General features: G+C 70.8%; 20 protein-coding genes and 1 pseudogene. 12 read left to right on the forward strand and 9 right to left on the reverse strand.

The window, feature by feature from the left end:
* Positions 1-153: 153 nt before the first annotated feature.
* From ACFYOY_RS08990 to ACFYOY_RS09030, 9 genes are all read left to right on the forward strand, one after another.
* The gene (locus tag ACFYOY_RS08990; protein WP_351897442.1) at positions 154-2,994 is read left to right on the forward strand and encodes a nitrate- and nitrite sensing domain-containing protein; all 2,841 of its coding nucleotides are present in this window, start codon (positions 154-156) and stop codon (positions 2,992-2,994) included.
* Positions 2,995-3,024: 30 nt separating this feature from the next.
* Positions 3,025-3,474, forward strand: coding sequence for a roadblock/LC7 domain-containing protein (locus tag ACFYOY_RS08995; protein WP_059143295.1), 450 nt, complete (start codon positions 3,025-3,027; stop codon positions 3,472-3,474).
* A 16-nt stretch (positions 3,475-3,490) separates the two neighbouring features.
* Complete coding sequence (locus ACFYOY_RS09000) at positions 3,491-4,102, forward strand: DUF742 domain-containing protein (protein WP_351897452.1); 612 nt, start codon at positions 3,491-3,493, stop codon at positions 4,100-4,102.
* A gap of 305 nt (positions 4,103-4,407) precedes the next feature.
* Positions 4,408-5,247 (forward strand): endo alpha-1,4 polygalactosaminidase, encoded by an 840-nt coding sequence (locus ACFYOY_RS09005; RefSeq protein ID WP_351897458.1) that lies wholly within the window; start codon positions 4,408-4,410, stop codon positions 5,245-5,247.
* 71 nt (positions 5,248-5,318) lie between these two features.
* Positions 5,319-6,647, forward strand: a complete 1,329-nt coding sequence (locus ACFYOY_RS09010) for an ABC transporter substrate-binding protein (RefSeq protein ID WP_351897585.1) — start codon at positions 5,319-5,321, stop codon at positions 6,645-6,647.
* A gap of 10 nt (positions 6,648-6,657) precedes the next feature.
* Entirely contained in the window at positions 6,658-7,608 is a 951-nt protein-coding gene (locus tag ACFYOY_RS09015) for a sugar ABC transporter permease (RefSeq protein WP_351897462.1), read from the forward strand.
* A complete protein-coding gene (locus ACFYOY_RS09020; RefSeq protein ID WP_351897469.1) occupies positions 7,605-8,516 on the forward strand; it encodes a carbohydrate ABC transporter permease in 912 nt (303 codons plus the stop codon). The genes ACFYOY_RS09015 and ACFYOY_RS09020 overlap by 4 nt, the downstream gene beginning before the upstream one ends.
* Before the next feature lie 46 nt (positions 8,517-8,562).
* Entirely contained in the window at positions 8,563-9,519 is a 957-nt protein-coding gene (locus ACFYOY_RS09025; protein WP_388585733.1) for a carbohydrate kinase family protein, read from the forward strand.
* Entirely contained in the window at positions 9,516-10,826 is a 1,311-nt protein-coding gene (locus ACFYOY_RS09030) for an alpha-glucosidase/alpha-galactosidase (protein WP_351897484.1), read from the forward strand. The genes ACFYOY_RS09025 and ACFYOY_RS09030 overlap by 4 nt, the downstream gene beginning before the upstream one ends.
* Positions 10,827-10,906: 80 nt before the next feature.
* Here the strand turns inward: ACFYOY_RS09030 and ssuE are convergent, their stop codons facing one another.
* Together ssuE and ACFYOY_RS09040 are read right to left on the reverse strand one after the other, a co-directional pair.
* On the reverse strand, positions 10,907-11,464 hold the full coding sequence (gene ssuE, locus ACFYOY_RS09035; RefSeq protein ID WP_351897487.1) for an NADPH-dependent FMN reductase: 558 nt from the start codon (positions 11,462-11,464) through the stop codon (positions 10,907-10,909).
* Positions 11,465-11,562: 98 nt separating this feature from the next.
* Positions 11,563-11,712 (reverse strand): annotated as a pseudogene (locus tag ACFYOY_RS09040) (FAD-linked oxidase C-terminal domain-containing protein); the annotation flags it as partial.
* A gap of 17 nt (positions 11,713-11,729) precedes the next feature.
* Here ACFYOY_RS09040 and ACFYOY_RS09045 point away from each other — a divergent pair.
* A complete protein-coding gene (locus tag ACFYOY_RS09045; protein ID WP_351897492.1) occupies positions 11,730-11,978 on the forward strand; it encodes a hypothetical protein in 249 nt (82 codons plus the stop codon).
* 25 nt (positions 11,979-12,003) lie between these two features.
* Here ACFYOY_RS09045 and ACFYOY_RS09050 read toward each other — a convergent pair whose 3' ends face one another.
* Positions 12,004-12,951, reverse strand: a complete 948-nt coding sequence (locus ACFYOY_RS09050) for a LysR family transcriptional regulator (protein WP_351897498.1) — start codon at positions 12,949-12,951, stop codon at positions 12,004-12,006.
* A 104-nt stretch (positions 12,952-13,055) separates the two neighbouring features.
* Entirely contained in the window at positions 13,056-13,670 is a 615-nt protein-coding gene (locus ACFYOY_RS09055; RefSeq protein ID WP_388585738.1) for an NIPSNAP family protein, read from the reverse strand.
* Positions 13,671-13,810: 140 nt separating this feature from the next.
* On the opposite strand from ACFYOY_RS09055, the gene ACFYOY_RS09060 reads away from it, so the two are divergent.
* The gene (locus tag ACFYOY_RS09060; RefSeq protein ID WP_351897510.1) at positions 13,811-14,449 is read left to right on the forward strand and encodes a TetR/AcrR family transcriptional regulator; all 639 of its coding nucleotides are present in this window, start codon (positions 13,811-13,813) and stop codon (positions 14,447-14,449) included.
* A gap of 6 nt (positions 14,450-14,455) precedes the next feature.
* Here ACFYOY_RS09060 and ACFYOY_RS09065 read toward each other — a convergent pair whose 3' ends face one another.
* From ACFYOY_RS09065 to ACFYOY_RS09085, 5 genes are all read right to left on the reverse strand, one after another.
* On the reverse strand, positions 14,456-15,964 hold the full coding sequence (locus ACFYOY_RS09065) for a glycoside hydrolase family 43 protein (protein WP_388585743.1): 1,509 nt from the start codon (positions 15,962-15,964) through the stop codon (positions 14,456-14,458).
* Between the two features lie 77 nt (positions 15,965-16,041).
* Positions 16,042-17,892, reverse strand: a complete 1,851-nt coding sequence (locus ACFYOY_RS09070; RefSeq protein ID WP_351897521.1) for a glycoside hydrolase family 76 protein — start codon at positions 17,890-17,892, stop codon at positions 16,042-16,044.
* Between the two features lie 126 nt (positions 17,893-18,018).
* Positions 18,019-20,310 carry an AbfB domain-containing protein gene (locus ACFYOY_RS09075; protein WP_351897591.1) on the reverse strand — a complete coding sequence of 764 codons (2,292 nt, stop codon included), beginning with the start codon at positions 20,308-20,310 and terminating at the stop codon, positions 18,019-18,021.
* A gap of 262 nt (positions 20,311-20,572) precedes the next feature.
* Complete coding sequence (locus tag ACFYOY_RS09080; protein WP_351897526.1) at positions 20,573-21,019, reverse strand: hypothetical protein; 447 nt, start codon at positions 21,017-21,019, stop codon at positions 20,573-20,575.
* A 3-nt stretch (positions 21,020-21,022) separates the two neighbouring features.
* Positions 21,023-21,463, reverse strand: coding sequence for an ATP-binding protein (locus tag ACFYOY_RS09085; RefSeq protein WP_388585808.1), 441 nt, complete (start codon positions 21,461-21,463; stop codon positions 21,023-21,025).
* A gap of 266 nt (positions 21,464-21,729) precedes the next feature.
* Between ACFYOY_RS09085 and ACFYOY_RS09090 the strand changes: the two genes are divergently transcribed.
* The gene (locus ACFYOY_RS09090; protein WP_351897537.1) at positions 21,730-22,605 is read left to right on the forward strand and encodes a helix-turn-helix transcriptional regulator; all 876 of its coding nucleotides are present in this window, start codon (positions 21,730-21,732) and stop codon (positions 22,603-22,605) included.
* Positions 22,606-22,623: the final 18 nt, after the last annotated feature.

Consider the following 22,623-nt stretch of genomic DNA (forward strand, 5'->3'; position numbering starts at 1 on the left):
TTCGAGTAGAGGCAGGCGCGCCGGCGCATCGCCGAAAGCGATGTGCCGGCGCGCTGCCGGGCGTTCGACTTTCCCCAGCCGGGGAAATCCCAGGAGAAACGGCATCGTGATACATCCCTGTGGGCAAGCCGGTCCGAGCGCGGAGCGCGCCTCATGACCCCGGGCAGGCATGCGGCCGCGCGCGATCGCTCACCGTCGTGGTGGGCCGGCGTCGTGGAATGGCGCAACTGGCGGCTGCCCGTGAAGCTGGGTGCCGTTCTGGTGGTGCCCGCTCTGCTCGCCGTCGCCTTGGGCGTCGTGCAGATCCAACGCGACGTCGAGCGCGCGAACACCTACGCGGACGTGCAGCGGCTGGTCAGACTGCGCGATGGGCTGATGCCGTTGATCAGCGACCTGCAGATGGAACGGACCATGTCGGCCGAGCGGCTGAGAGACCGTGCGTCCGCCGATCCGGCCATGCTCCGGCAGCAGAACCAGCGCGTCGACCGCGCGCGGGCCGCCGTCACGCGCACCACCAAGCGGGCACAGGGCCTCAAAGGGGTTTCGGCGAACCGCTATCGCGACGCGTTCAAGCTGCTGGACGGACTGCCCGCGCTGCGCAAGCAGGTGACGTCCACGGACATCGGCTCGTGGACCGCGGTGACCGAGTACAGCAAGATCATCAACGGTCTGCTCGACCTGGACCAGGCGCTGGGCAGCCGGTTCGGTGAACCCCAGCTGTCCGGACCGGCCACCGCGCTGTACGACCTGGAGCTGGTCCAGGAACAGGTCCACCTCCAGCACATGATCGTCATGGAGGCGCCCGACCCCGGCACGCTGGCGGACCCCAAGCTCATCAGGGCGCTCCAGGAGTCCGACATCCGCATGCGGGACAAGCTGAGCGACTTCCGCGCCGTGGCCACCAAGGGGGACCAGCGCGCCTACCAGCGGATGGTCACCGGTCCGGAGGTACAGCGGCGTACCCGGCTGCTGGATGCCGTGCTGTCCCAGCCGGGTTCGCAGAACACCGGGCAGAACGCCGCCGACGCCGCGCCGTTCTCCGTCCGCGACTGGAACCGCAGTTCGGAGGCGACCGGAACCCTCATCAACACGGTGGAGAAGCGGCTTGCCGACCGGCTCCGCGTGACCTCCGCCAAGCTGCAGGACGAGACGAGCGACCGGGCCGGTGCGGAGTCCGTGCTGCTCTTCGCGGTGCTCCTGCTCGCCTTCGCCATCGGTATCGCCATCGCCCGCCATCTGCTGCGGTCGCTGACCGTGCTGCGCTCCACCGCGCTCGACGTGGCCGAACGCCGACTGCCCGAAGCGGTGTCGAGCATCCGCGAGGGCGAGATGGCGACCACGTCGATCAGCGCCGTGCCCGTCCACACCACCGAGGAGTTCGGACAGCTCGCGAGGGCGTTCGACGCGGTGCACGGCCAGGCCGTACGCCTGGCCGCCGAACAGGCCGCGCTCCGCGGCGACCTGCGGGACACCCTGGTCAACCTCTCGCGGCGCAGCCAGAGCCTGGTGGACCGGCTGCTGCGGCTGATGGAACAGCTCGAACTGCACGAAGAGGACCCGGACCAGCTGGCCAGCTTCTTCAAGCTGGACCACCTGGCGACCCGGATGCGCCGCAACAACGAGAACCTGATGGTCCTGTGCGGCAGCACCCCGGTCCGCCCCTCCGAGCAGCGCGTGCCGCTCGACAATGTGCTGCGGGCCTCGGTCTCCGAGATCGAACACTACCGGCGGGTGGTGGTGGAGCCCGTTCCCGCCGCCGAAGTGATCGGGTACGCTGCCGGTGACCTGGCGCGAATGATCGCTGAGCTGCTGGACAACGCCACCGCGTTCTCCCCGCCGGAGACCCAAGTGGTCGTCAGCAATACACTGCGCCTGGACGGTTCCGCACTGATCGAGGTCCGCGACGAGGGATTCGGGATGAGCGGGGCCGAATTGGCCAAGGCTCATCGGCGCGTAGCGGGGGACGTATCCGTGGAGGTACCTACGTCCCGGCAGATGGGCTTGACCGTCGTCGGCCGTCTGGCCCGTCGCCACGGCGTCACCGTGGAATTGATCTCGGAGCGCGACACCGGCGGTGGGCTGCGCGCGGGTGTGCTGGTCCCGGCCAAGCTGATGCTCGCGGACAAGCCCGCTCTCGCGGGCCGGGAGAGCTCCCTGCCCGTCCGGCGGACCTCCAAGACGGCCGAGCCGGTGGGCACACGCCGGGAGACCGGCGCGGCCCCGGCAGCGCCTCTGCCGCGCCGCGCGACCGACGGCGCCCGCTCGCTGCGCGCCGGGGATTCCCCGGCCGGCTCCGGGGACACGGGCCGTTCCCTGCCGACCCGCTCCAGCGGCTCGCGGGCGTTCGTGGATTCCTCGCAGCCCGGCGGACTGCCGCGCCGGATACCTCCCGCCAAGGCCGGCCGGCCCGCCCCGGTCGGCGAGAACGCACCGGGGAAGGCGGCCGCCCTCTCCGGCAATGGCAACGGGAACGGCAACGCCCCCGCCGACCGCCGCGCCGTACAGCCGCCGGGACAGCCCCCGCTGCCACCGCGGCGTCCGCGCCCGGCCGCTCAAGACGACGCCCCCTCGCCGTGGTTCGCGTCGACCGGGGCGAAGACGGCTCCGGCGGGCCCCCCGGGCCAGGAGACGGCCGAGAGCCGGAGGCCGGCGGGCCTCCCGGCGTCCGAGCTCCCCCGGCGGCCCGTCCCCGCCGCGCCCGCGTCCCCCGGCGAGAGCCGCGATGCCGCCGGTGACCCCGGCCAGATCGTCCACGAGCGGCCCGGCGCCGCGGACGCGGGCGGAACCACGCAGGCCGGGCTGCCCCGCCGGGTGCCGCGCCAGGGCTCGGGCACGGAACGGGCCAAGCCGCGCGCCACCGAAGAGCGCCCCAAGCCGCGTGGAGCCGGCGACGAGGAATCCGCGCGGCGGAACGCCGGCCGCACCCTTACGTTCCTCAGCAATTACCAGTCGGGCATCCGCCGGGGTCAGCCCGACGGACGCGACGAGACATAAGGTCTCAGCGAAGATGGACAGGAAGAACCAATGACCTCACCCCAGCTGCGGGAGGTGAGCCAGTTCGGATGGCTGGTCACCAATTTCACCGAGCGTGTGCCCAATGTGGCGCACGCCGTGGTGGTCTCGGCCGACGGACTGTTGCTCACCGCGTCGGACGGGCTGGCGGCTGAGCGGGCCGAGCAGGTCGCCACCATTGCCGCCGGGGCCATCAGCCTGATCCAGGGCGCCGCCCAGTGCCTGATGACCGGAGATGTGCGGTCCTCGGTCATCCAGATGGAGCTCGGGAACATGCTCCTGATGTCGATCAAGGACGGCTCATGCCTCGTGGTGCTGGCGGCGCCGGACTGCGAGATCGGTCAGGTGGCCTACGAGATGACCGTACTGGTCGACCAGGTCGGCGAGATGCTGACCCCCGAGCTCCGCGCTGAGCTGCAGGAGCTCAACCTGCAGGGCGTGAAGCGGACATCAGCCCAATAGGCCGGACGGGGAGATGATGAGCACCGGTGAAGGCCCTTCCGGGCAGGGACCTGGGAGAGAACAGGGGGCGGAGGACGAGCAGACCTTCGCCGACGTGCTCAACGCCTTCAGCTTCGGCAAAGGGCGACGCGGGCGGAAGGCACCTCGGTCCGACGGCACGCCGGAGGCCCCGTCCCGCCGTGAGGGCGGGGACGGCCGGCCCGAGGAGCCCGGGGAATCCTTCCCGAGGGCGTCGTCGGAGGCTGAGGGGCCGGCCGCCTGGGAGTCCGAGCACGACGAGAGCCAGGGCCCGGCCGCGCTTGTGCGCGCCTACTCATGGACGGGCGGCCGGACCAGGTCCCACCATCACTTCGAGGTCGAGACCCTGGTGACCACCACCGAGCTGGGTCACCGCTCCACCGACGTCCTGCAGGCCGACCACCGCCCGGTGATCGCGCTGTGTCAGGAGCCGAGGTCGGTGGCCGAGGTGGCGGCCATGCTCCTGGTGCCGCTGGGGGTGGCCAAGGTCCTGCTCGGCGACATGGCCGAACGCGGGCTGATCGTCGTTCACCGGACGGCCTCGGAGGAGGGCGCCGCGCCGGACCGCGCCCTGATGGAGAGAGTGCTGGTGGGACTCCGGCGGATCTAGTGTGTTCGGTGCGCGGCGACCGACGGGTTCCCGCGCGCCGACATGCCCGCATCTGTGCGTAATATCCGCCGTGGAGCCCCTCCGAGCTGATCGCTTGTGCGTGTTCCGAGCCAACACTGAGCAGTTTCACGCTCTTGACGTGGCTCGGTCTGATCGGTTTACTCCCTGGCACGCCGATGTCGAATGCTCGGCGACAGAGGTACGCCCAGCCGGTATGCGGCCCCGCCGTGAGTCCGGCCCGAGTCGCCAGGTCGCTGTCTGCGACCGAGGCGGGGCCGTGCCCACGGATCATGGAGCTCTCAGCGATGAGCCTGAACCGTTCGCGCATCCGTACCACTGTGGGCGCCGCCGTGGCATGCGCCGCGGCCGCCGCGGCCGGCGTTCTCGCCCCCGCCCCCGCCTCGGCCACCTCGGCCGCCCTTCCGCCGGTCCACGCCGACTTCGACTACCAGATCGGCGGGGCGTACGCCCCGCCGTCCGGAGTGCAGGTCGTCAGCCGCGACCACAGCGCCTCCCCGGCACCCGGTCTGTACAACATCTGTTACGTCAACGCCTTCCAGACGCAGAAGATCGGCCAGCCCGGCGGCCCGGCGGACTGGCCGTCCGACCTGCTGCTCAAGAACGACGACGGTGACGTCATCATCGACACGGACTGGGACGAGGCGATCCTCGACATCACCACCGAGAAGAAGCGGGAGGGCATCGCGGAGAAGATCGAGGCCCAGATCGACGAGTGCGCCGCCAAGGGCTTCAACGCGCTCGAGCTGGACAACTTCGACACCTTCACCCGTGATGTCGTCGAGGGCAGGATCACCGAGGAGCACGCCCAGACCTACATCCGGATGCTGTCCGCCTACGGCCATGGCAAGGGCCTGGCGGTCGGTCAGAAGAACACCGTGGAGCTGGCCAGGAATCACGCGGCCAACGGCCTCGACTTCGCCATCGCCGAGGAATGCGGCAACCCCGAGTACAACGAGTGCGCCGACTACCTCGCGGAGTTCGGGAACAACGCCATCTTCATCGAGTACACGAACGCCGGGATGAAGAACGCCTGCGAGTACGGCGACCGGGTGAGCGTCGTCCAGCGCGACCGCGATGTCCTGCCCCGGGGCGAGGACGGTTACGTCCGCAAGACCTGCCCGTAGTCCTAGCCGGAGACGGTGTGGCCGCCGCGGACCGCGGCGGCCACATATCCACCGAACATCTGGAGGCAGACATGGAGGCGGTCGGCAGTGGCCGCGGCGGGCCCTCGCGCCGTGGCATCCTGCGCGGCGGCGGTGCGCTGGCCCTCACCGCGGCAGCGGGTACGGCGGTGGCGGGATGCGGGACCGGCCTGGGCGTGGACTCCGACGGAACCGTCCACATCGAGGTGTGGCACGGGCAGAACGGCCCCTCGCTGAAGGCGTTCAAACGGCTCGTGGCCAACTTTCACCGAAGCCACCCCGCCATACGGGTCGACATCGGCGGCGGGGTGCTGGCGGACGACATGCTGCAGAAGGTGATGGCCGGTCTCGTCGCCCAGTCGCCACCCGACGTCGCCTACATCTTCGGCTCCGACCTGGCGAGTGTCGCCAGAAGTCCCCAGCTCGCGGACATGACATCGGTCGTGGAATCCCAGCCGGTGCCCTGGAACCAGTACTGGCCGGCCGCCCGGGAGGGCGTCATGGTCGACGGTGTGGTCCGTGCGGTGCCCGCGGTGCTGGACTCGCTCGCCGTGGTGTGCAACAAGAAGCTCTTCCGCGAGGCCCGACTGGATCTGCCCGCACCGGGCTGGACCTGGCAGGACTTCATCGACATGGCCCGGAAGCTGACCGACCGCGGCAAGGGCACGTTCGGCACCGGCTGGCCCGGCGCGGGCGACGAGGACACGGTGTGGCGGATGTGGCCGATGATCTGGGATCTGGGCGGTGAGGTCATCGCCAAGGGCAAGCGGGAGATCGGATTCACGGGCGAACCCGGTGTCCGCTCCCTCGATGTGCTCGCCGCGCTCGCCAGGGACCGAAGCGTCTACGTCGACCCCAAGCCCGGTGGCGAGCAGATGTACCAGGCGTTCTCCACCGGCCGGCTGGGCATGGTCGGGACCGGTCCCTGGCAGCTGCCCGACATCCGCCAGGCGAAGATCGACTACCACGTCGTCCCACTGCCCGGCTTCCACGGCCGGTCGGTGACGATCTCCGGCCCCGACACCTGGAGCGTGTTCGACAACGGCTCCGCGCGGCTGAAGGCCGCCCGTACCTTCATCGGCTGGCTCATGGAGCCCGAACAGGCATACCTGTGGGACTCCGAGGCGGGCAGCCTGCCGCAGAGCCGGCCCGCCGAGCGCCGTCCGAAGTGGCGGAAGCACGCGGCCGAGGTGCCCGGTCTCTCGGTGTTCACCGAGGTGCTGGAGACCGCGCGGGTACGGCCGGTCGACCGGGCCTACCCCAAGATCTCCATGCCGTTCGGCGAGGCCATCACCGCCGTCCTGCTCGGCAAGAGCACACCGGCGAAGGCGCTGCGGCGGTGCGCGGACGAAGCCAACGCCGCCATGGCCAAGGTGCGTTGAGGAGCCCCACATGTCCCGTCTGCCCACCCCCATCACCCGTCCGGCGCCGCGAACACCGGCCGGCTCCGCACGCCGCAGAGGCCGCCGGGAGGCCGCGACGGCCTGGGCGTTCGTCCTCCCCTCCGTCCTGGTCATCCTGGGCCTGAGCGTCGTCCCCGTCCTGTGGTCGCTGCTGCTGTCGTTCCAGTACAGCGACCTCCTCACCCCGAGCGTCTGGGTGGGCTGGGACAACTACCGCCAGCTCGCCGACGATCCGCAGTTCGCCCAGGCCGTGCGCAACACCCTGGTGTACACGGCGCTGTATGTGCCGCTGAGCATCGGCCTGGGGCTGGCGCTCGCGCTGGTCCTCAACCGCCGCATCCGGTTCGCCGGTCTGTACCGCACCCTGCTCTTCGTGCCGTTCGTGGTCTCGGCCGCCGCCCAGGGCGTTCTGTTCTCCTTCATCCTCGACCCGGAGTTCGGCGCGGCCAACGCGCTGCTGCACCGGCTCGGGCTCTCCCCACAGGGGTTTCTGTCCGATCCGGCCCAGGCCCTGCTGGTCCTGGTGGCCATCTCCCTGTGGAGCGGCACCGGCTTCTGCGTCGTGATCTACCTCGCCGCCCTCCAGGACGTACCCCGGGAACTGACCGAGGCCGCCACCCTGGACGGCGCGGAACGCCGCCATGTGCTGCGGCACGTCACCCTGCCCACCATCGCACCGGTCAGCGTGTTCCTGCTGGTGTGGCAGACGATCAGCGCCCTGCAGGTCTTCGACCTGGTGTACGTGACGACGAAGGGCGGTCCGCTCGGATCCACCACCGTGATCGTCTACTTCGTCTGGGAGCAGGCGTTCCGGAACTTCACCGCCGGATACGGGGCCGCGGCGGCCTACGTCCTCGGCGTCGCCCTGCTGGTGGTCGCCGCCGGGCTGCGGCTGGTCCGGCGCCGCGACGACCACCGCCTCAAGGGAGCCACGTCATGACGGACCTGTCCCACCTTCCCGGGAGAGCCACCGACCGGCTCCGGCCGGTCGGCCGGACCACCGGGGAGCCCGTGGCCCGCCCACGGCGCCGGTTCCGGCTGCCGTTCAGCCCGTGGCATCTGCTGCTCGCGCCACTGGCGCTGCTCTTCGCCGTACCGCTGATCTGGCTGGGGCTCAGCTCCGTGATGAGCGACGCGGAGATCAACCGGTTCCCGCCGGCGCTCTGGCCCTCCGGGATCCACCTGGGCGGCTACCGGTTCGTCCTCGGCAACGCGATGTTCCCGCGCTGGTTCGCCAACTCCCTGATCGTCTCGGCCGTCGCGGTCTTCTCGAACCTGCTGCTGGGGACGCTGGGCGGATACGCCTTCGCCCGGATGCGGTTCGGCGGGTCCCGGGTGCTGCTGGTCCTGATGCTGGCGACCATGGCCATCCCGTTCCAGCTGACGATGATCCCGACCTTCCTGGTCATGCGGAAGCTGGGGCTCGTCGACACCCTCGGGGCGCTGATCGTGCCGTCGCTGGTGACGCCGTTCGCGGTCTTCCTGCTGCGGCAGTTCTTCCTCTCCCTGCCCAGGGAACTGGAGGAGGCCGCCTGGATCGACGGGTGTTCGCGGCTGCGGGTGCTGTTCCAGATCGTGGTCCCGCTGTCCCGCCCCGCGCTGAGCACCGTCGCCGTCCTCACCTTCCTCACCACCTGGAACGACCTGTCGTGGCCGCTCATCGCCCTGAACCACGACGCCAACTACACCCTCCAACTGGGCCTGACCACCTTCCGGGGACAGCACCACACCCAGTGGTCGGCCGTGATGGCGGGAAACGTCATCACCGTCCTGCCGGTGCTGCTCGCCTTCCTCGCGGCCCAGAAGACCTTCGTCCGGTCCATCACCTCCACCGGTCTCAAGGGCTGACCACGGCCCCGCACCGCCCCTCCCTCACCACTCGTCAGGAAGCCGTATGCCGCCCACCTTCGACCTGCTCGTCATCGGGGACGCCAACCCGGATGTCATCGTCGGACCGCTCGCCACCCCACTCGCCTTCGGCCAGCGCGAACAACTCATCGACAGCGGCGCGCTCACCCTCGGCGGCTCCGCCGCGATCACCGCGTGCGGCGCCGCCCGGCTGGGGCTGCGCGTGGCCTTCGCCGGACGTGTCGGGGACGACGGCGCCGGACACTACCAGCGCGACCAACTCGCGGCACAGGGCGTCGACGTCAGCGGGCTGCACCTGGACCCGAGCCTGCCGACACCGCTCACGGTCATCGTGACCCGCGGCGACGACCGGGCCATCCTCACCGCGCCGGCCACCCTCGCCGCGACCTCGGGGCGCGATGTGCCCGAGCACCTGCTGACCTCGGCCCGGCACGTCCACGCCGCGTCCTACTTCCTGATGCCGGGGCTCGCCGCCGATCTGCCGGGCCTTTTCGACACCGCCCGCGCGGCGGGCGCCACCACCTCGCTCGACACCAACGACGACCCCTCGGGCCGATGGGACCGCGCGGCGCTGGCGCCCGTCCTCGCCCGGACCGACATCCTGCTGCCCAACGCCGCCGAGGCGCACCGGCTGGCCGGCACCGACGGCACATCCGTCGCGGCCGCCGCCGAACTCCTCGCGCACCAGGTGCCGCTGGTGGCCGTCAAGAACGGGGCGGACGGCGCCCTGTGCCACGACGGCCGGGCCCTGCTCACCACCGTCGGCATCCGCGTGACACCCCAGGACGCCGTCGGCGCGGGCGACAGTTTCAACGCGGGCTTCCTCGCCGGACGGCTCGCGGGCCGGCCCATCGCCGAGGCGCTCGACCTCGCCGCCGCCTGCGGTGCGCTGTCGACCCGCGCCGCGGGCGGCACCACCGCCCAGCCCACCTGGGAAGAAGCCCTCACCCACCTCACCGTCAACGGAGACAGCCCGTCATGACCAACCCCAAGATCGTGCTGATCGGCGCCGGAAGCGTCGTCTTCACCCAGGGCCTGCTGGCGGACCTCTTCGCCTTCCCGGAGCTGAAGACCGCGCGGATCGCCCTGCACGACATCGATACGGAACGCCTGGCCACCGCCGAGGCCGCCGCCCGGTACATCGCCGAGCGGCGCGGCGCCGACGCGCACATCACCGCACACGCCGACCGGCGCGAGGCACTCGACGGCGCCGACTTCGTCATCAACCTCGTCCAGATCGGCATGGGCGAGGCCACCCGCACCGACTTCGAGATCCCCGCGCGCCACGGTGTGCGGCAGACCATCGGCGACACCCTCGGCGTCGGCGGCATCTTCCGCGCCCTGCGTACCTTCCCGTTCCTCAAGGCACTGGGCGAGGACATCGCCGCCGTAAGCCCGGGGGCATGGCTGCTGAACTACACCAACCCGATGGCGATGAACGTGCAGTACCTCACCGCCGCGACCGGCCTGACCCGCGTGGTCGGTCTGTGCCACTCGGTGTACTGGACCATGCACGACCTGTGCGCCCTGCTCAAGGTCCCCTTCGACGAGATCACCTACCGCGCCGCCGGGGTCAACCACCAGGCGTGGGTGCTGCGTTTCGAGCACGACGGCACCGACCTGTACCCCCGGCTGGACGCGCTGATCGCCGAGAACGAGCAGCTGCGGCGCCGGGTCCGCGTCGACATGTACCGGCGGCTCGGCCACTACCCGACCGAGACCAGCGAGCACTCCTCCGAGTACGTGCCCTGGTATCTGCACCACGACAGCGAGATCGAGCGGCTGCGGCTGCCCATCGGCGCCTACCTCGGCATCGTGGACGAGAACGTCGCCGCCTATGAGCGGACCCGCGACGACCTCGCGGCCGGTGCCTGCATCGACGTCGAGGGGACCATGGAGTACGCCCCGCAGATCATCCACTCGATGGTGACCGGCACCCCCAGGACCGTCTACGGCAATGTGCCCAACCACGGCCTCATCGAGAACCTTCCGGCCCACGGCGTGGTCGAAGTGCCGTGTCTGGTCGACCGGTCCGGTGTCCAGCCGACCCGCGCCGGTGCGCTGCCCCCGCAGCTCGCCGCGCTCAACCGCACCTACCTCAGCATGAACGACCTCGTGGTGCGCGCCGCCCTGGAGGACGAGCCGCGCCACATCCGGCACGCGGCCATGACCGATCCGGCGACCGCCGCCGCCCTGCGCGTCGAGCAGATCTGGGAGCTGTGCGACGACATGGTGCGCGCACACGCCGAACGGCTGCAGCCCGGGCTGCGCGCCACTCTCGGCAGCTGAAGGCCCCTGGCCGCCACCGGCGGAAAGGACGGTGCGCACGCACCGGGTGCCCGGACCGACCGGCGGCTGACGGCCCGCGATCAGGCGGCGACCGCGTCGGCGGGTTCCGGGCCGCTCAGGGTCGCTGAGAACTGGTCGACGAGCCGTTCGAGCGCTTCCCGCGTGGCGGGGTCCACCACGACCCGCCCGTCCTCCCGTACCTCGATGTGCTTGTCCAGCACGAACCACCCCGGGGTGATGTGCGAGGGGCCCATGGAGGCGAGCACGGGCCGCAGCCCGTAGTCGATGGCCGGCACATGCGCGGTGCTGCCGCCGGTCGCCGGCGGCAGCACGGTCTTGCCCTCCAGCGCGTACTGCGGCAGCAGATCGAGCAACGACTTCAGCAGCCCCGAGTACGCCGCCTTGTAGACCGGGGTGCCGATGACGATGCCGTCGGCGCGGGCGACGAGTTCCGTGGCGCGGACGATCTCCGGATGCCCCAAGTCCGCGTGCAGCAGGGCCTCGGACGGAAGCGTGCGGACGTCCAGCGGGACCACCTGGTGCCCCTGCGCGGTGAGCCGGGAGTCCAGGCCGCGCAGGAGCCGAGTGGTGCGGGAGGTGGGGGAGGGGCTGCCCGAGATGGAGAGGATGGTGGACATGGCGGGGGTTCACCTCGTGATCGTCGTGCGGAAGGAGTGGGCACACGGGTTCGTACGGCCGGCCGCCGCGGCGGCCCCGGCTCCGGTCCCGGCGGACTTCACGGCGCCTTGCCCGGGTTGAGGATGCCGTGTGGATCGAAGGCCGTCTTGAGCCGGCGCTGGAGTGCGTGCTGGTCCGGGCCGAGCTCGTCGCCGAGCCAGCGCCGCTTGAGGGTGCCCACGCCGTGTTCGCCGGTGAGCGTGCCGCCACCACATATCCGCCACCGTGGTTGCCGAGGCCGGATACCTCGCCGGAGTCCTGGACGCGGCCCGCGCCGGACTCGGCGCCACCCTGCTGGCCATCCCCGGCAGCCCGTACCCCGACGGACTCACTCCCCGTCACGACCTCCCCGCCGTCCCCCCGGTGCGCATCAGCGGCCTGGCCCGCAGTGGCTGCGACCCCTCCCTGGCCGGAGCCACCATCGAGGCGGTGCGCGCTCTGCTCACCTATGGCGAGGCGGGCATCGCGGTGTGAGCCGGCGCGGAGCGCCTGGGCGCGGCTAGGCGGATTCGCGTGGGCCACCGGGCCCGGTCGCGGGGCGGCCCTCCGCGGTGCCGCCGGTCGCCTCGCGGAGCACGTCCCGCACCTGGTCGCGCAGCCACGCGTGCGCGGGATCGGTGTCGTGCCGGTGATGCCAGGTGACGACCACCCGGGTCGGTGGCAGCTCCAGCGGGAGCCGCCGGGTGACCAGGCCGAGTCGCGCCGAGGCGGGGCGGCACATCCGCTCGGCGACGACGGCCACGGCGTCCGAACGGGAGACCACGTCCAGCGCCGCGGCGCTCGTCGGCAGGGACGCGATCACCCGCCTCCGCAGGCCGCGTTCGGCGAGGGCGTCGTCGACGGCGTCGTGCAGACGGCCCCGGCGCGAGACGGTCACGAAGGCCATGCGGAGGAGCTTGTCGACACCGACCCTTCCCTTGGCGAGGGGATGTTCCCGTCGCAGGGCCAGGACCATCCGGTCGCGGCCCACCACCTCGGAGGAGATCTCCGGGCGCCCCGGCTCGTTCGCGCCGATCTCCAGGTCGACCTGGCCCCGGGTGAGGTCGGGCTGGTCGGCGGACGACTCGGCCAGCAGGCTCAGGTGGATGTTCGGGGCCGTGGCGCCGATCCTGGCGATCAGCGGGGCGGCGAGGGCCGCCAGCAGCGCGTCATGACCTCGCACCGTGAAGTGCCGGTTCAGGCGGGCCAGGTCGAGTCGGTGTACGGGAGTGAGCACGGCGGTGGCCCGCCGGACCAGTTCGCGGGTCTCCTCGCGCAGTTCGAGGGCGCGCGGGGTCGGGACCATGGTGCGGCCGGCGCGCACCAGGATGTCGTCGCCGGTCGCGCGGCGGATCCGGGACAGCGTCCGGCTCATCGCCGGTGGCGTGAGGTGCAGCCGGTCCGCCGCGGCGGTCACGCTGTTCTCCTCCAGCAGCGCGTCGAGCGCCACGAGCAAGTTGAGATCCACATGCGCCACGGTAAGGGATGCCCCGGATGGATTGCGCCGGGCGTCAAGTCTGTCCGGCTCCGGTGGCTACCCCTGGCGACCGCCCACGGGGTCGGGCCACGGGTTCAGGCCAGCGGGGAGATGGGGGTGGGCAGGGCGATCGTGGAGGTGGCGTGGGCGATGTTCTCCGGGCCGTTCTCGGGGGGCCAGATGCCGCGTTCGTAGGACTCGCGGCGGATGTCCAGCCGGGCGTTGAGGTCGGGGAAGGGCCAGATGTGGGTGATCCGGGGGACGCCGTCCAGGCCGTACATGGCGGTCGTCAGCGGGTGGAGCCGGGTGCGCTCCGGCACCGCGGCCTCCCAGCCGGCCATCGTGGGCACCAGGCCGCCGACCTTGAGCTGGTATGTGCGGAACTCGTACACGGAGCCGTAGTGGCCCGGCTCGAGCGGTGGCAGGAAGGGGAACGGGGCGTAGCTCTCCACCTGGAAGCCGGTCAGCTGCTCCCCGATGCCGAACGGGTCGGAGCTGGTGAGCACACGCATGCGCTCCTCGGTGAGTTCCTCGGCGTTGTCGAAGCCGCGCAACAGAAGCAACTCCCCGACGATGACGCCGTGTTCGGGCTCCCAGCAGCCGAGCAGCCGGCCGCCGGTGGCGTCGCTCGTGGTGTAGGCCTCCAGCGCGGACAGTGCCTTCGGGACCATGCGCAGCTTGAGGGAAAGGGTGGCGAGTTCATAGAGCATGGTCGGTGTCCTGACCGTTCGTCTGCGGCGGTTCGCGCGGGATGCCGGTGGTCGGGATTGCGCCACCGGTCACTACAAACTAAAGTGAAGCATCACTTCACTTCAAAGGGCAAGTGAGCCAGCGCAGAGGAAGGCCACCCGTGGACACCCCCGCCGACGTACCCGGTGCGCCCCGCACGCAGGACCGTCCCCGGCGCCCGCGCAGCATCCGGGCGCATGACGCGGTGCTGACCGCCACCAGCGCGCTCATGCGCGAGGTGGGCACGGCCGGGGTCACCATCGACCGCATCGCCGGCCGGTCGGGTGTGAGCACGGCGACCATCTACAAGCACTGGCCCTGCAAGGCGGCGATCATGGCGGAGGCGTTCGGCCGTGATGCGGCGGAGGCGGTGGTGTTCCCGGACACCGGCCGCCCCGTCGAGGACCTGGTCACCTTCGCGACCGACCTGCTGACCTACTACACCAGTCCGGAAGGTGGCGTCTTCGGGCAGTTGCTGGCCGCCTGCGCGACCGATCCGCAGGCGGCGCCGTACTTCCATGAGTTCTTCCTGGCGCCCCGCAGGGCGGCACTGGAGCCGTACTGGGACCGGGCCGCCGAGGCGGGGCTGACCAGGCGAGGGGTGGACGCCGCGACGGCCACGGACGTGCTGCTGGGCGCGCTGGCGTTCCGCCTGATGGCCGGGCATGAATCGCTGGCCCCCGAGGAGGTGCGCAAGCTGGTGGAGTACGCCCTGCACGGTCTGCTCGTCCCGGCGGCCGACGCGGCAAAGACGCCCTAGCCGGGGCTAGCGGGTGTACACCTCCGCACGGTCCACGCTCACGAACGAGGCCCCCGACTGGGCGTTGTGCTCGCCGGTCACGCGGATGCGCAGGGTGTGCCGGCCGTAGGGGAGCCGGGGGCTGAGGTATTGGAGGGCCTCGCCGGTGCGGATCGCGCCGTAGAAGTCCCGGCGTTGCTCGGGGCCGCCGTCGACGCTGAGGGCGGCGATGCCGTTGCCGGTGTCGCGGACCGAGAGCAGGGCGATCCGGGTGCCGGTGAAGGAGAAGGTGGCGGTGTTGCCCGCCTGGTCGCTCCAGTGGTCGTCGCCCCAGAAGCACTGGGCGGCGCAGCCGGTCCCCGAGTTCCAGCTGCCGGTGAACGTGGCGCTTCCGTCGCCGCTGGACCGGCCGTCGTCATTGATCCAGTACGTGCCCGCTCCCGGGTCGCCGGACGGCAGGTCCTGGGTGGCGCCCGCGGCGAGCGGGCGGCCCAGGTTGGGGCTGCCGTCGGCGTTCCAGGTGATCTTCTGGGCGCGTGTGGTGCGGTCGGTGTAGGTGTTCACCGACGTGGACTTGGCGTGGTAGACGATCCAGTCCTCCGTGCCGTCGGGGGAGCGGAAGAAGCCGTGGTGGCCGGGGCCGTAGACGCCGTGGTCGTCGGCGCGGGAGAACCGCGCACCGGTGTGCTGGGTCCAGTTGCCGGGCACCAGCGGGTCGGCACCGGACGGCAGGGACATCATCCACACCTGGTAGTCCGGTTTGCCGGTGTCGCAGGTGGAGTACGTCATCCAGGTGCGGCCGTTGCGGTAGAGGAACTCGGCGCCCTCGCGCACCTCGGGGCAGCCACCGGCCGCGTTCAGGGCGACGGCGTTGCCGGAGACGGTGTAGGGGTTGGACATGGGGGCGATGTTGATGCCGTTGTGCTGGTACTGGTTGATGCCGGAGTAGGCGAGGTAGAGGCGTCCGTTGTGCTGGAGGATGCCGGGGTCGATGGCGAAGTCGGACGCGTGGTTGGGCGGCGTCAGACGGGACTTGAAGTGGTAGGGGCCGGCCGGGTCGTCGCGGTCCGACTCCAGCACATAGAGCCTGTGGTGGTCGTCGACCCCGTCGTCGGCGGTGTAGTAGAGGTACCAGCGGTCGCCGAAGCGGTAGAACTCCGGTGCCCAGATGTGCTGGTTGCGGGAGGGATCGGTGTCCGTCCACACGGTGATGGGGTCGGCGTCGAGCAGGGTACCCAGGGAGGAGGAGCGCCACATCCGGATGCTGTCGCCCTGCGTGGTGGTCAGGTAGTAGTTCCCGTTCCAGACGGTCAGATACGGGTCGGGGCCCGTGTTGAGGGGGTTGCGGAAGGTGCCCGCGGCGGCGGTGTGGGGCGCCGCGGTGGTGGTGTGCGGGGCCGCGGTGGTGGTGTGCGGGGCCGCCGTGGCGGTGCGGGGTGCCGCGGTGGCGGCGGGTGGGGCGGCGATCAGGCCCCACAGGATGGCCAGCAGGGCGGTGAGCAGTGCCGCGTGGCGACGGGTCGTGCGCGGGTGCATGGGCGCCTCCTTGCGTCGATGTGCGTACCACTGGCGGGGCCCGGACCGAGTGGCCGTCCCCGTGTCGGCGCGGCGGGTCACAGGCCGTCCGCGGCCGTCAGCGCGCCCAGTGCGCTGGCCTGGGTGCGCCAGTCCACCTGGTTCGGGGTGGTGCCCGCCCAGCGCTGGCCGAGCCGGTTGAGGGGGTCGCGGTCGGTGGTCCAGATCGAGTCGGCCTGCTTGGTGATGTACGCCCGGTAGGTGGCGGATCCGGTGGCGTCCGCCAGGTCGGCGAGGTGGCGCATGAAGATGCCCTTGAACTGCTTCTGGTTGTCATCGCACGAGCCCGTGCCGGTGTCGCAGGACTCGGTGAGCACGCCGTCGCGGGTCAGCGCCGTCGAGGTGATCGCTGCATCGGCCAGGCGGCGGGCGGTGTCCAGGTAGCGGCCGTTGCCGGTGGACCGCCACAGCTGGGTGAAGGCGCCGATGGCCAGGCCCTGGTTGTAACTCCACACGGTCTGGTTGTTGTTGCGGCAGTCGCCGGTCAGCCCGTCGTTGACCAGGCCCGCGCCGTTGATCATCCCGCTGTTCTGGTACCAGGTCGCTGCCGTGGCCGCCCGGTCGCCCCATACGGTGTCGCCGGAGACCCGCTGGTGCAGTGATGTGGTGAGCCACAGGTACAGCCCGTTGGTCACCGCGTTCTTGTAGGTGCGCTCCCGGTCCCACCACACACCGCCGCCGCAGCTGCCGGTGTCCCAGTACTGGTGGACGTAAGTGGCGATGGTGATCGCCTCGTCCAGGTAGCGCCGCTCATGGGTGTGGTCGTACGCGGCCAGCCAGGCCACTCCCCACCAGGCCGCGTCGTCGATGGCGCGGCTGATGAAGTGGCCCTCCACCGCGTCGGAGCTGCGCACCCCGGCCGGGAAGGTGCCGCGGTTCTGCTCGAAGGTGCGGGCGATGACCCAGTCGTAGTCGTGCCGCCCGGTGCGCTGGGCGAAGTCGATGAGCGAGGTGACCGCGACGGCCGAGTTCCACCAACTGCTGCGCCACCAGCCCTCGTACGTCTGGTACGACGCCATCAGCGCGTCCGCCGCGGCGCGCGCCCGGCTCGGCGCGGGCCGCACCCAGGCCGTGCAACCGCCCTCCTGGTGGGCGGCCTCCCGGCCGCACGCCCGGACCGCGCCGCCGAACATCAGCCCGCGCGGATCCCGGGTGGCGAACATGGCCGTGCGCGTCGAGGTCTTGCCCGAGGCCACGCTCGTACGGCCGAGGGAGGAGCCCTCGGGCCAGGTGGCGCCGTTGTCCCAGGAGCGGTCGAGCCAGATCTCGTCGCCCGCGCCGCCGCTTTCGATGACGCCCCACGCCATCCCGTTTCGCTGGTCGACATGGAGGCTGATGGTGCGCCCGAAGAGAGTGGTGGACGGCACCGGGCGGTCGTCGCCCGCCGCGGTGGCGGGGTCGGCACCGTCGCAGGACGTACCGTCGCACACCGTCGGGTAGGCCCAGTCGGTGCAGGTGACACCGGCGGCGTCAGCGCAGGCGCGGATCCAGCCGCGCCGGTGTCCCACCGGGTCGGTGAGGTTGTACATCAGGGTGCGGGTGCCGGTCCAGGTGCCGGGGATGCTCGCCTTGCCGAGCAGGCCCTCCCAGGAGGCGCCCCGGTCCCAGGAGCGGTCGAGCCAGACCGAGTCGCCGCTCACGCCGTTGTCGATGCCGGCCCAGGCCATGCTGTCGGGGTCGGACATATGCAGCTTCAGGATCCGGCCGTTCAGGTTCACCTGTGGTACGGGGAAGGTGTCGCGCTGCGCCTTCGAGGGGTCGAGGGTGTCGCACGCCAGTGCGCAGACCGGGGTCGCGGCACGGGACGGCGTGGGGAGGAGGACCAGGCCGGCCAGGGCGATGGCCAGGGTCAGGAGTCCGCGAAGGACACGGTGGAGCCGCGCTGACATGACGTACCCGCCTTTCCGTAGGGGGCCGTGCGCATGAGCGTGGGGGAGGAGAGAAACGGCGGCCGCCCGTGCGAAGCGGCGGCCGCCGGAGGGTGCGGGCCCGTCGGCGCGGGCCCGCGCGGTCGATCAGGGAGCCCAGGGTGGCTCGATCGCCCAGGTGGTGTCCTCGGTGAAGCCGGCCGGGTTGTCCCAGGTGTGTGTGCCGCCCGACTGGGCCAGCCACAGCTCGGCGTTGATATGCCGCAGATACTGCCCGGGGAAGCCCGCGGCCGACATCCGGACGCCCCCGCTGCCCTGGACCGGGCACCAGGTCGCGTCCTCCTTGGACACGGTGGAGCCGTCGCTCGCCTCGCGCCGGACGCGGAATTCGCGGTGGCGCAGGTATTCGCCCGGGTAGTTGCGGGACTCGAAGGAGTAGCAGAGCTTGTTCGCAAGACCCTGCCTGACCGTCCAGGTGGCATCCTGTTTCAGCAGGTCGCCGCTGGCGGCGTTCACCACTTCTGTGAAGCCCAGCCCGTCGTAGTGGCGGATGTAGCGGTCGGTGTAGCCGGGTGTGGTGACCCGGATCGACACGTTCTGCCCGACCGGCAGTTTCACCGTCGCGCCGAGTGACCGGGACGCCGCGATGAGGGCCTGGTTGGCCGCCCGGACCCGGGCCTGGTCGACCTTGACCACTTGGCGGTCGTAGGACATGAGCCCGTTGGCTTCGTTCTCGACGTCGGTGATCTGGGTGTAGACGGAGGCCGACAGGCCGCCCGCGGGCATGCTGTTCTCCCGCATCCCGTCGAGCAGGCCGACGAGCCGGTTGTTGAGCGCGGACGTGGTGGGCTGGTCCTCGTAGCTGAACCCGCCGCCCGGATACCACTCATGGCCGGGCACCCGGTAGCCGAGGCCGCCGTACTCCCCGAGCACCGAGGCGCGCACCGGCTCCGTCGGAGTGTTGCCGGGCCCGACGTAGTTGTGGTTGTCGATGACGTCGCCGTTGCCGCCGTCCTTGGCGGCGCAGCAGTTGACGCCGCTCATGTTGTCGACCAGGCGGGAGGGGTCGTACGCCTTGACCATGTCCGCGATGCGGGCCTGGTCGTACTGGCCCCAGCCCTCGTTCTGGTCCACCCACTGGATGAGCGAGGGTGAGCTGCGGTGCTGGTCGATGATGGCGCGGTATTCGCTCTCCCACTGGGTGCGGGCGGCTGTGTCCGGGGTCTTGCCGCTGTCCATCGAGGGCATGTCCTGCCACACCAGCAGCCCGAGCCGGTCCGCCCAGTAGAACCACCGCTGCGGCTCGACCTTGATGTGCTTGCGGACCATGTTGAAGCCCAGGTCCTTGTGTTTCTGCAGGTCGTACTTGAGGGCCTCGTCAGTGGGCGCGGTGTAGATGCCGTCCGGCCAGTAGCCCTGGTCCAGGGTGCCGGTCTGGAAGACGAACCGGCCGTTGAGCACCGGCCGCCGGACCCCGCCCACGTCCTTCACCGCGATCGACCGCATGCCGGTGTAGGAGCCGACCTTGTCGGCCGCGGTGCCGGTCAGCTCGGCCGTGACGTCGTACAGGAACGGATCCTCCGGCGTCCACAGGTGGGTGTTCGGCACCGGCACGGAGAGCTCGGTGCCCACCGTGCCGGTGGCGCTGCCGACGGTCGTGCCGCCGCTGGAGACGGTGACCTTGACGGTCGTACCGTCGGCTCCTCCGGCGCCGCGCACCGTGACCCGCAGGGTGTTGTCCTCCAGGCGCGGGACCATGTCGAGACGGGTGATGTGCGCGGTGGCGGTGGGCTCCAGCCAGACGGTCTGCCAGATCCCGGACGAGGCGGTGTAGACGATGCTCTTGCCGGGGTGCGGGGTGACGTCCTGGATGCGCTGCTTGCCGATGGCCTGGCCGCCGGTCTCCGTAGGGTCGTACACGGAGATGACGATGGTGTTGGTGCCGCCGTTCAGCAGGGGCGTGATGTCGTACGAGAAGGCGTCGTAGCCGCCGCGGTGGGCCCCGCCGGCCTGCCGGCCGTTGACCCAGACCGTGGTTTCCCAGTCGGACGCGCCGAAGTTGAGCTGGATGTGGCGGCCGCTCCAGCCGGAGGGCACCGTGAAGGTGCGCTTGTACCAGAGCTTGTCATTCTGGGTGATCTTGCGCTGGACGCCGGAGAGCGCGGACTCGGGCACGAACGGCACCCGGATCTGCTCGCCGAATGTCGTCGGCTGTCCGGCGTCGCGGGAGGTGACCGCGAAGTCCCAGATGCCATTGAGATCCGCCCAGTCGGGCCGGGTGAGCTGCGGGCGCGGATATTCCGGCAGGGGGTGGTCGACCGGGACCTGGTTCGTCCACGGGGTCGTCATCGGGGAGGGCTTGGGGTCCCAGGCCGGGGCGGCGTGGGAGGGGCCGGCACCGGAGACGAGCAGGGCGGTGGCGGCCAGCGCGGGGACCACGGCGGCGGCCACGCGCCGCCGCCAGGTCCGTCTTGGACGGAGAAGAGAGGGGAAGCGGAGGAACAGGTGTTTCAGCACGCTGCTGCTCCATGGTCCGGTTGGCGCCGCCGCCCGGTGGGCGGCGGAACTCTTCCACAGGGAACACTTGCTGCACGAATACCAGAGCATTCACAACCGGTGTTTGTCCATAGCTGGGACAACGTTGTCGGCCTTGCTGGGCCTCGTGCGGAACGTCAGCGTGCGGGAGGCGGTACGGTCCGGCTCACACCGCTTGGGAGGGCCCGATGGCGTCCCCCGGTGACCAGTGGGGCCGGATGCCGGCGATATGGCAGGTCATGAAGTACAGCGGAATCGGCGGTGTGTACGGCGAGTCGTCCTGGGGGTGATGGATCAGGCGCGGGAGGCGGGAGCGGGCGCTCAGGTCGGTCATATGGGCCCCGACCGCATAGCTGGTGAACGACGGCCAGGCGACGTCGATATGCGATCCGGACGGCACGATCCACCACCACCGCTGATCGTCGGCGAAGACACAGCCGATGCGGGGCAGGCACTTCATGACCCGCCGGCCGATGTCCGCGGGCATCCCCACCGCGTCGTATCCCAGCCTGGCGGGCAGTCCGTCCGGTAGGCGCAGCCGGCCGCTGTGGCCTCGCCAGCGGTTCGGCGCGCCGAGTGACGGCGCCTCGGGGGCGACAAACTGTCGGTCCATCGGTCAGTGACACTCTTCCGTGCGCGCCGGCAGCTCGGCCCAGATGATCCGCCCCGGTCCGTGCGGGGCGTCCCTGACACCCCAGGCGCTGCTCACCGCGCCGACCAGCAGCAGCCCTCGTCCCCCGTGCTCATCGGGGTTGGGGGTGCGCGGCGCGGGGAGGGTGTGGGCCCGGATCTCTTCCTCGACCTCGAGGTGCAGATGTCCCGCGCCGATGCTCAGCCTGCACTCCAGATGATCGCTGAGCGTATGTGTGATCACGTTGGTGACCAGCTCGGAGACCACGAGAAGCGCGTCGTCGCGCACGTGGGCGCTCATGCCCCAGGCGAGCAGCCGCTCGCGCACGGTCGTGCGTACCGTGCACACCGAGGAGGCGATGGCCGGCAGCCGTAAGGCGACTGCAGGATGCGTGTCCCGCTCCCGGGACGTCCGAAGGGGAGTCAGGGGAAGGGCGAGGGGAGCCACGAGCGGCCGCCTTTCGTCTGCCTGCGCGTCATGGACCGTGCCGTTCCCGCACTGCGCAGTGCCTACGGACGTACCCACGCAAGCGTTCCCACCGTGATCGGACGGTGTGACCACTGTGACAGCTGCAACGAGCGAGTTGCAAGCGGTAAATTGAAAATTGCAAGTTGCCATCGGAGGTTCCGCTTGCCCGGTCCGGCGACCGTGACAGACTGCAGCCGTAAAGCCCGGTGTGGGGAGGTAGAGCGTTGGCCGCGGAAACCGCATGGGGCGGTGCACCCTCTGTCCTCCGCATGATCCTCGGCAGGCAGCTGGAGGAGCTGCGGACACGCGCCGGCCTGACATACGACGAGGCGGGCGCGGCGATCGGGGTCAGCCACTCGACGATCCGCCGGATGGAAGCGGCCAAGGTGGCCCGGCTCAGGCTCGCGGACGTGGAGAAGCTGCTCCAGACGTACGGCGTCAGCGACCGGCATGAGATCGACACCTTCTTGAAGTCGGTCCGCGAGGCCAACAAGCGCGGCTGGTGGCACACCTACCGCGATGTGATGCCGGACTGGTTCGCCGCGTATCTGAACCTGGAGCAGGCGGCGCTTCAGATCCGTGCCTACGAGGCGCAGTTCGTCCACGGGCTGCTGCAGACCGAGGACTACGCCCGTGCGCTGCTCAGCGCCGGTAACCCGCATGCTCCGGCGGAGGCCACCGAGCGCCGGGTCGCCCTGCGCATGCAGCGCCAGGAACTGCTGTCCCGGGAGTCCCCTCCCCGGCTGTGGGTCGTGATGGACGAGACCGTGCTGAGGTGGCCGGTCGGCGGCGCGGCCGTGATGCGCGCCCAGATCGACCACCTGATCGAGATCAGCGCCCTGCCTCATGTGACCGTGCAGATCATGCCGTTCGGAAGCGGTCCGCATCCGGCCATGCGGGCCGGTGCGTTCCATGTCTTCCGGTTCAGGGCCGCGGAGTTGCCCGACATCGTCTACCTCAGCGGCCTGGTCGGCGCGGTGTATCTGGACAAAGAGGAAGACGTGGTGGTGTATCGCGAGGTCCTGGACCGGATGGGCGCCCAGTCGGTGCCCGCCAGGAAAACCGAGGCCGTCCTCGGCGCCATTCGCAAGGAGCTCTGAAGTGCACCACCGCATACG

Origin of the sequence: Streptomyces sp. NPDC007875, from assembly GCF_042868035.1 — a bacterium.
Taxonomy (GTDB): Bacteria; Actinomycetota; Actinomycetes; order Streptomycetales; family Streptomycetaceae; genus Streptomyces; species Streptomyces antimycoticus.

Excerpts from the sequence above, each read along its gene's own strand:
- ACFYOY_RS09080 (WP_351897526.1), bottom strand. The coding sequence starts at position 21,019 with ATGGACCGACAGTTTGTCGCCCCCGAGGCGCCGTCACTCGGCGCGCCG.
- ACFYOY_RS09010 (WP_351897585.1), top strand. The coding sequence starts at position 5,319 with ATGGAGGCGGTCGGCAGTGGCCGCGGCGGGCCCTCGCGCCGTGGCATC.
- ACFYOY_RS09055 (WP_388585738.1), bottom strand. The coding sequence starts at position 13,670 with ATGCTCTATGAACTCGCCACCCTTTCCCTCAAGCTGCGCATGGTCCCG.
- ACFYOY_RS08995 (WP_059143295.1), top strand. The coding sequence starts at position 3,025 with ATGACCTCACCCCAGCTGCGGGAGGTGAGCCAGTTCGGATGGCTGGTC.
- ACFYOY_RS09020 (WP_351897469.1), top strand. The coding sequence starts at position 7,605 with ATGACGGACCTGTCCCACCTTCCCGGGAGAGCCACCGACCGGCTCCGG.
- ACFYOY_RS09030 (WP_351897484.1), top strand. The coding sequence starts at position 9,516 with ATGACCAACCCCAAGATCGTGCTGATCGGCGCCGGAAGCGTCGTCTTC.
- ACFYOY_RS09000 (WP_351897452.1), top strand. The coding sequence starts at position 3,491 with ATGAGCACCGGTGAAGGCCCTTCCGGGCAGGGACCTGGGAGAGAACAG.
- ACFYOY_RS09065 (WP_388585743.1), bottom strand. The coding sequence starts at position 15,964 with ATGCACCCGCGCACGACCCGTCGCCACGCGGCACTGCTCACCGCCCTG.
- ACFYOY_RS09070 (WP_351897521.1), bottom strand. The coding sequence starts at position 17,892 with ATGTCAGCGCGGCTCCACCGTGTCCTTCGCGGACTCCTGACCCTGGCC.
- ACFYOY_RS09015 (WP_351897462.1), top strand. The coding sequence starts at position 6,658 with ATGTCCCGTCTGCCCACCCCCATCACCCGTCCGGCGCCGCGAACACCG.
- ssuE (WP_351897487.1), bottom strand. The coding sequence starts at position 11,464 with ATGTCCACCATCCTCTCCATCTCGGGCAGCCCCTCCCCCACCTCCCGC.
- ACFYOY_RS09025 (WP_388585733.1), top strand. The coding sequence starts at position 8,563 with ATGCCGCCCACCTTCGACCTGCTCGTCATCGGGGACGCCAACCCGGAT.
- ACFYOY_RS09005 (WP_351897458.1), top strand. The coding sequence starts at position 4,408 with ATGAGCCTGAACCGTTCGCGCATCCGTACCACTGTGGGCGCCGCCGTG.
- ACFYOY_RS08990 (WP_351897442.1), top strand. The coding sequence starts at position 154 with ATGACCCCGGGCAGGCATGCGGCCGCGCGCGATCGCTCACCGTCGTGG.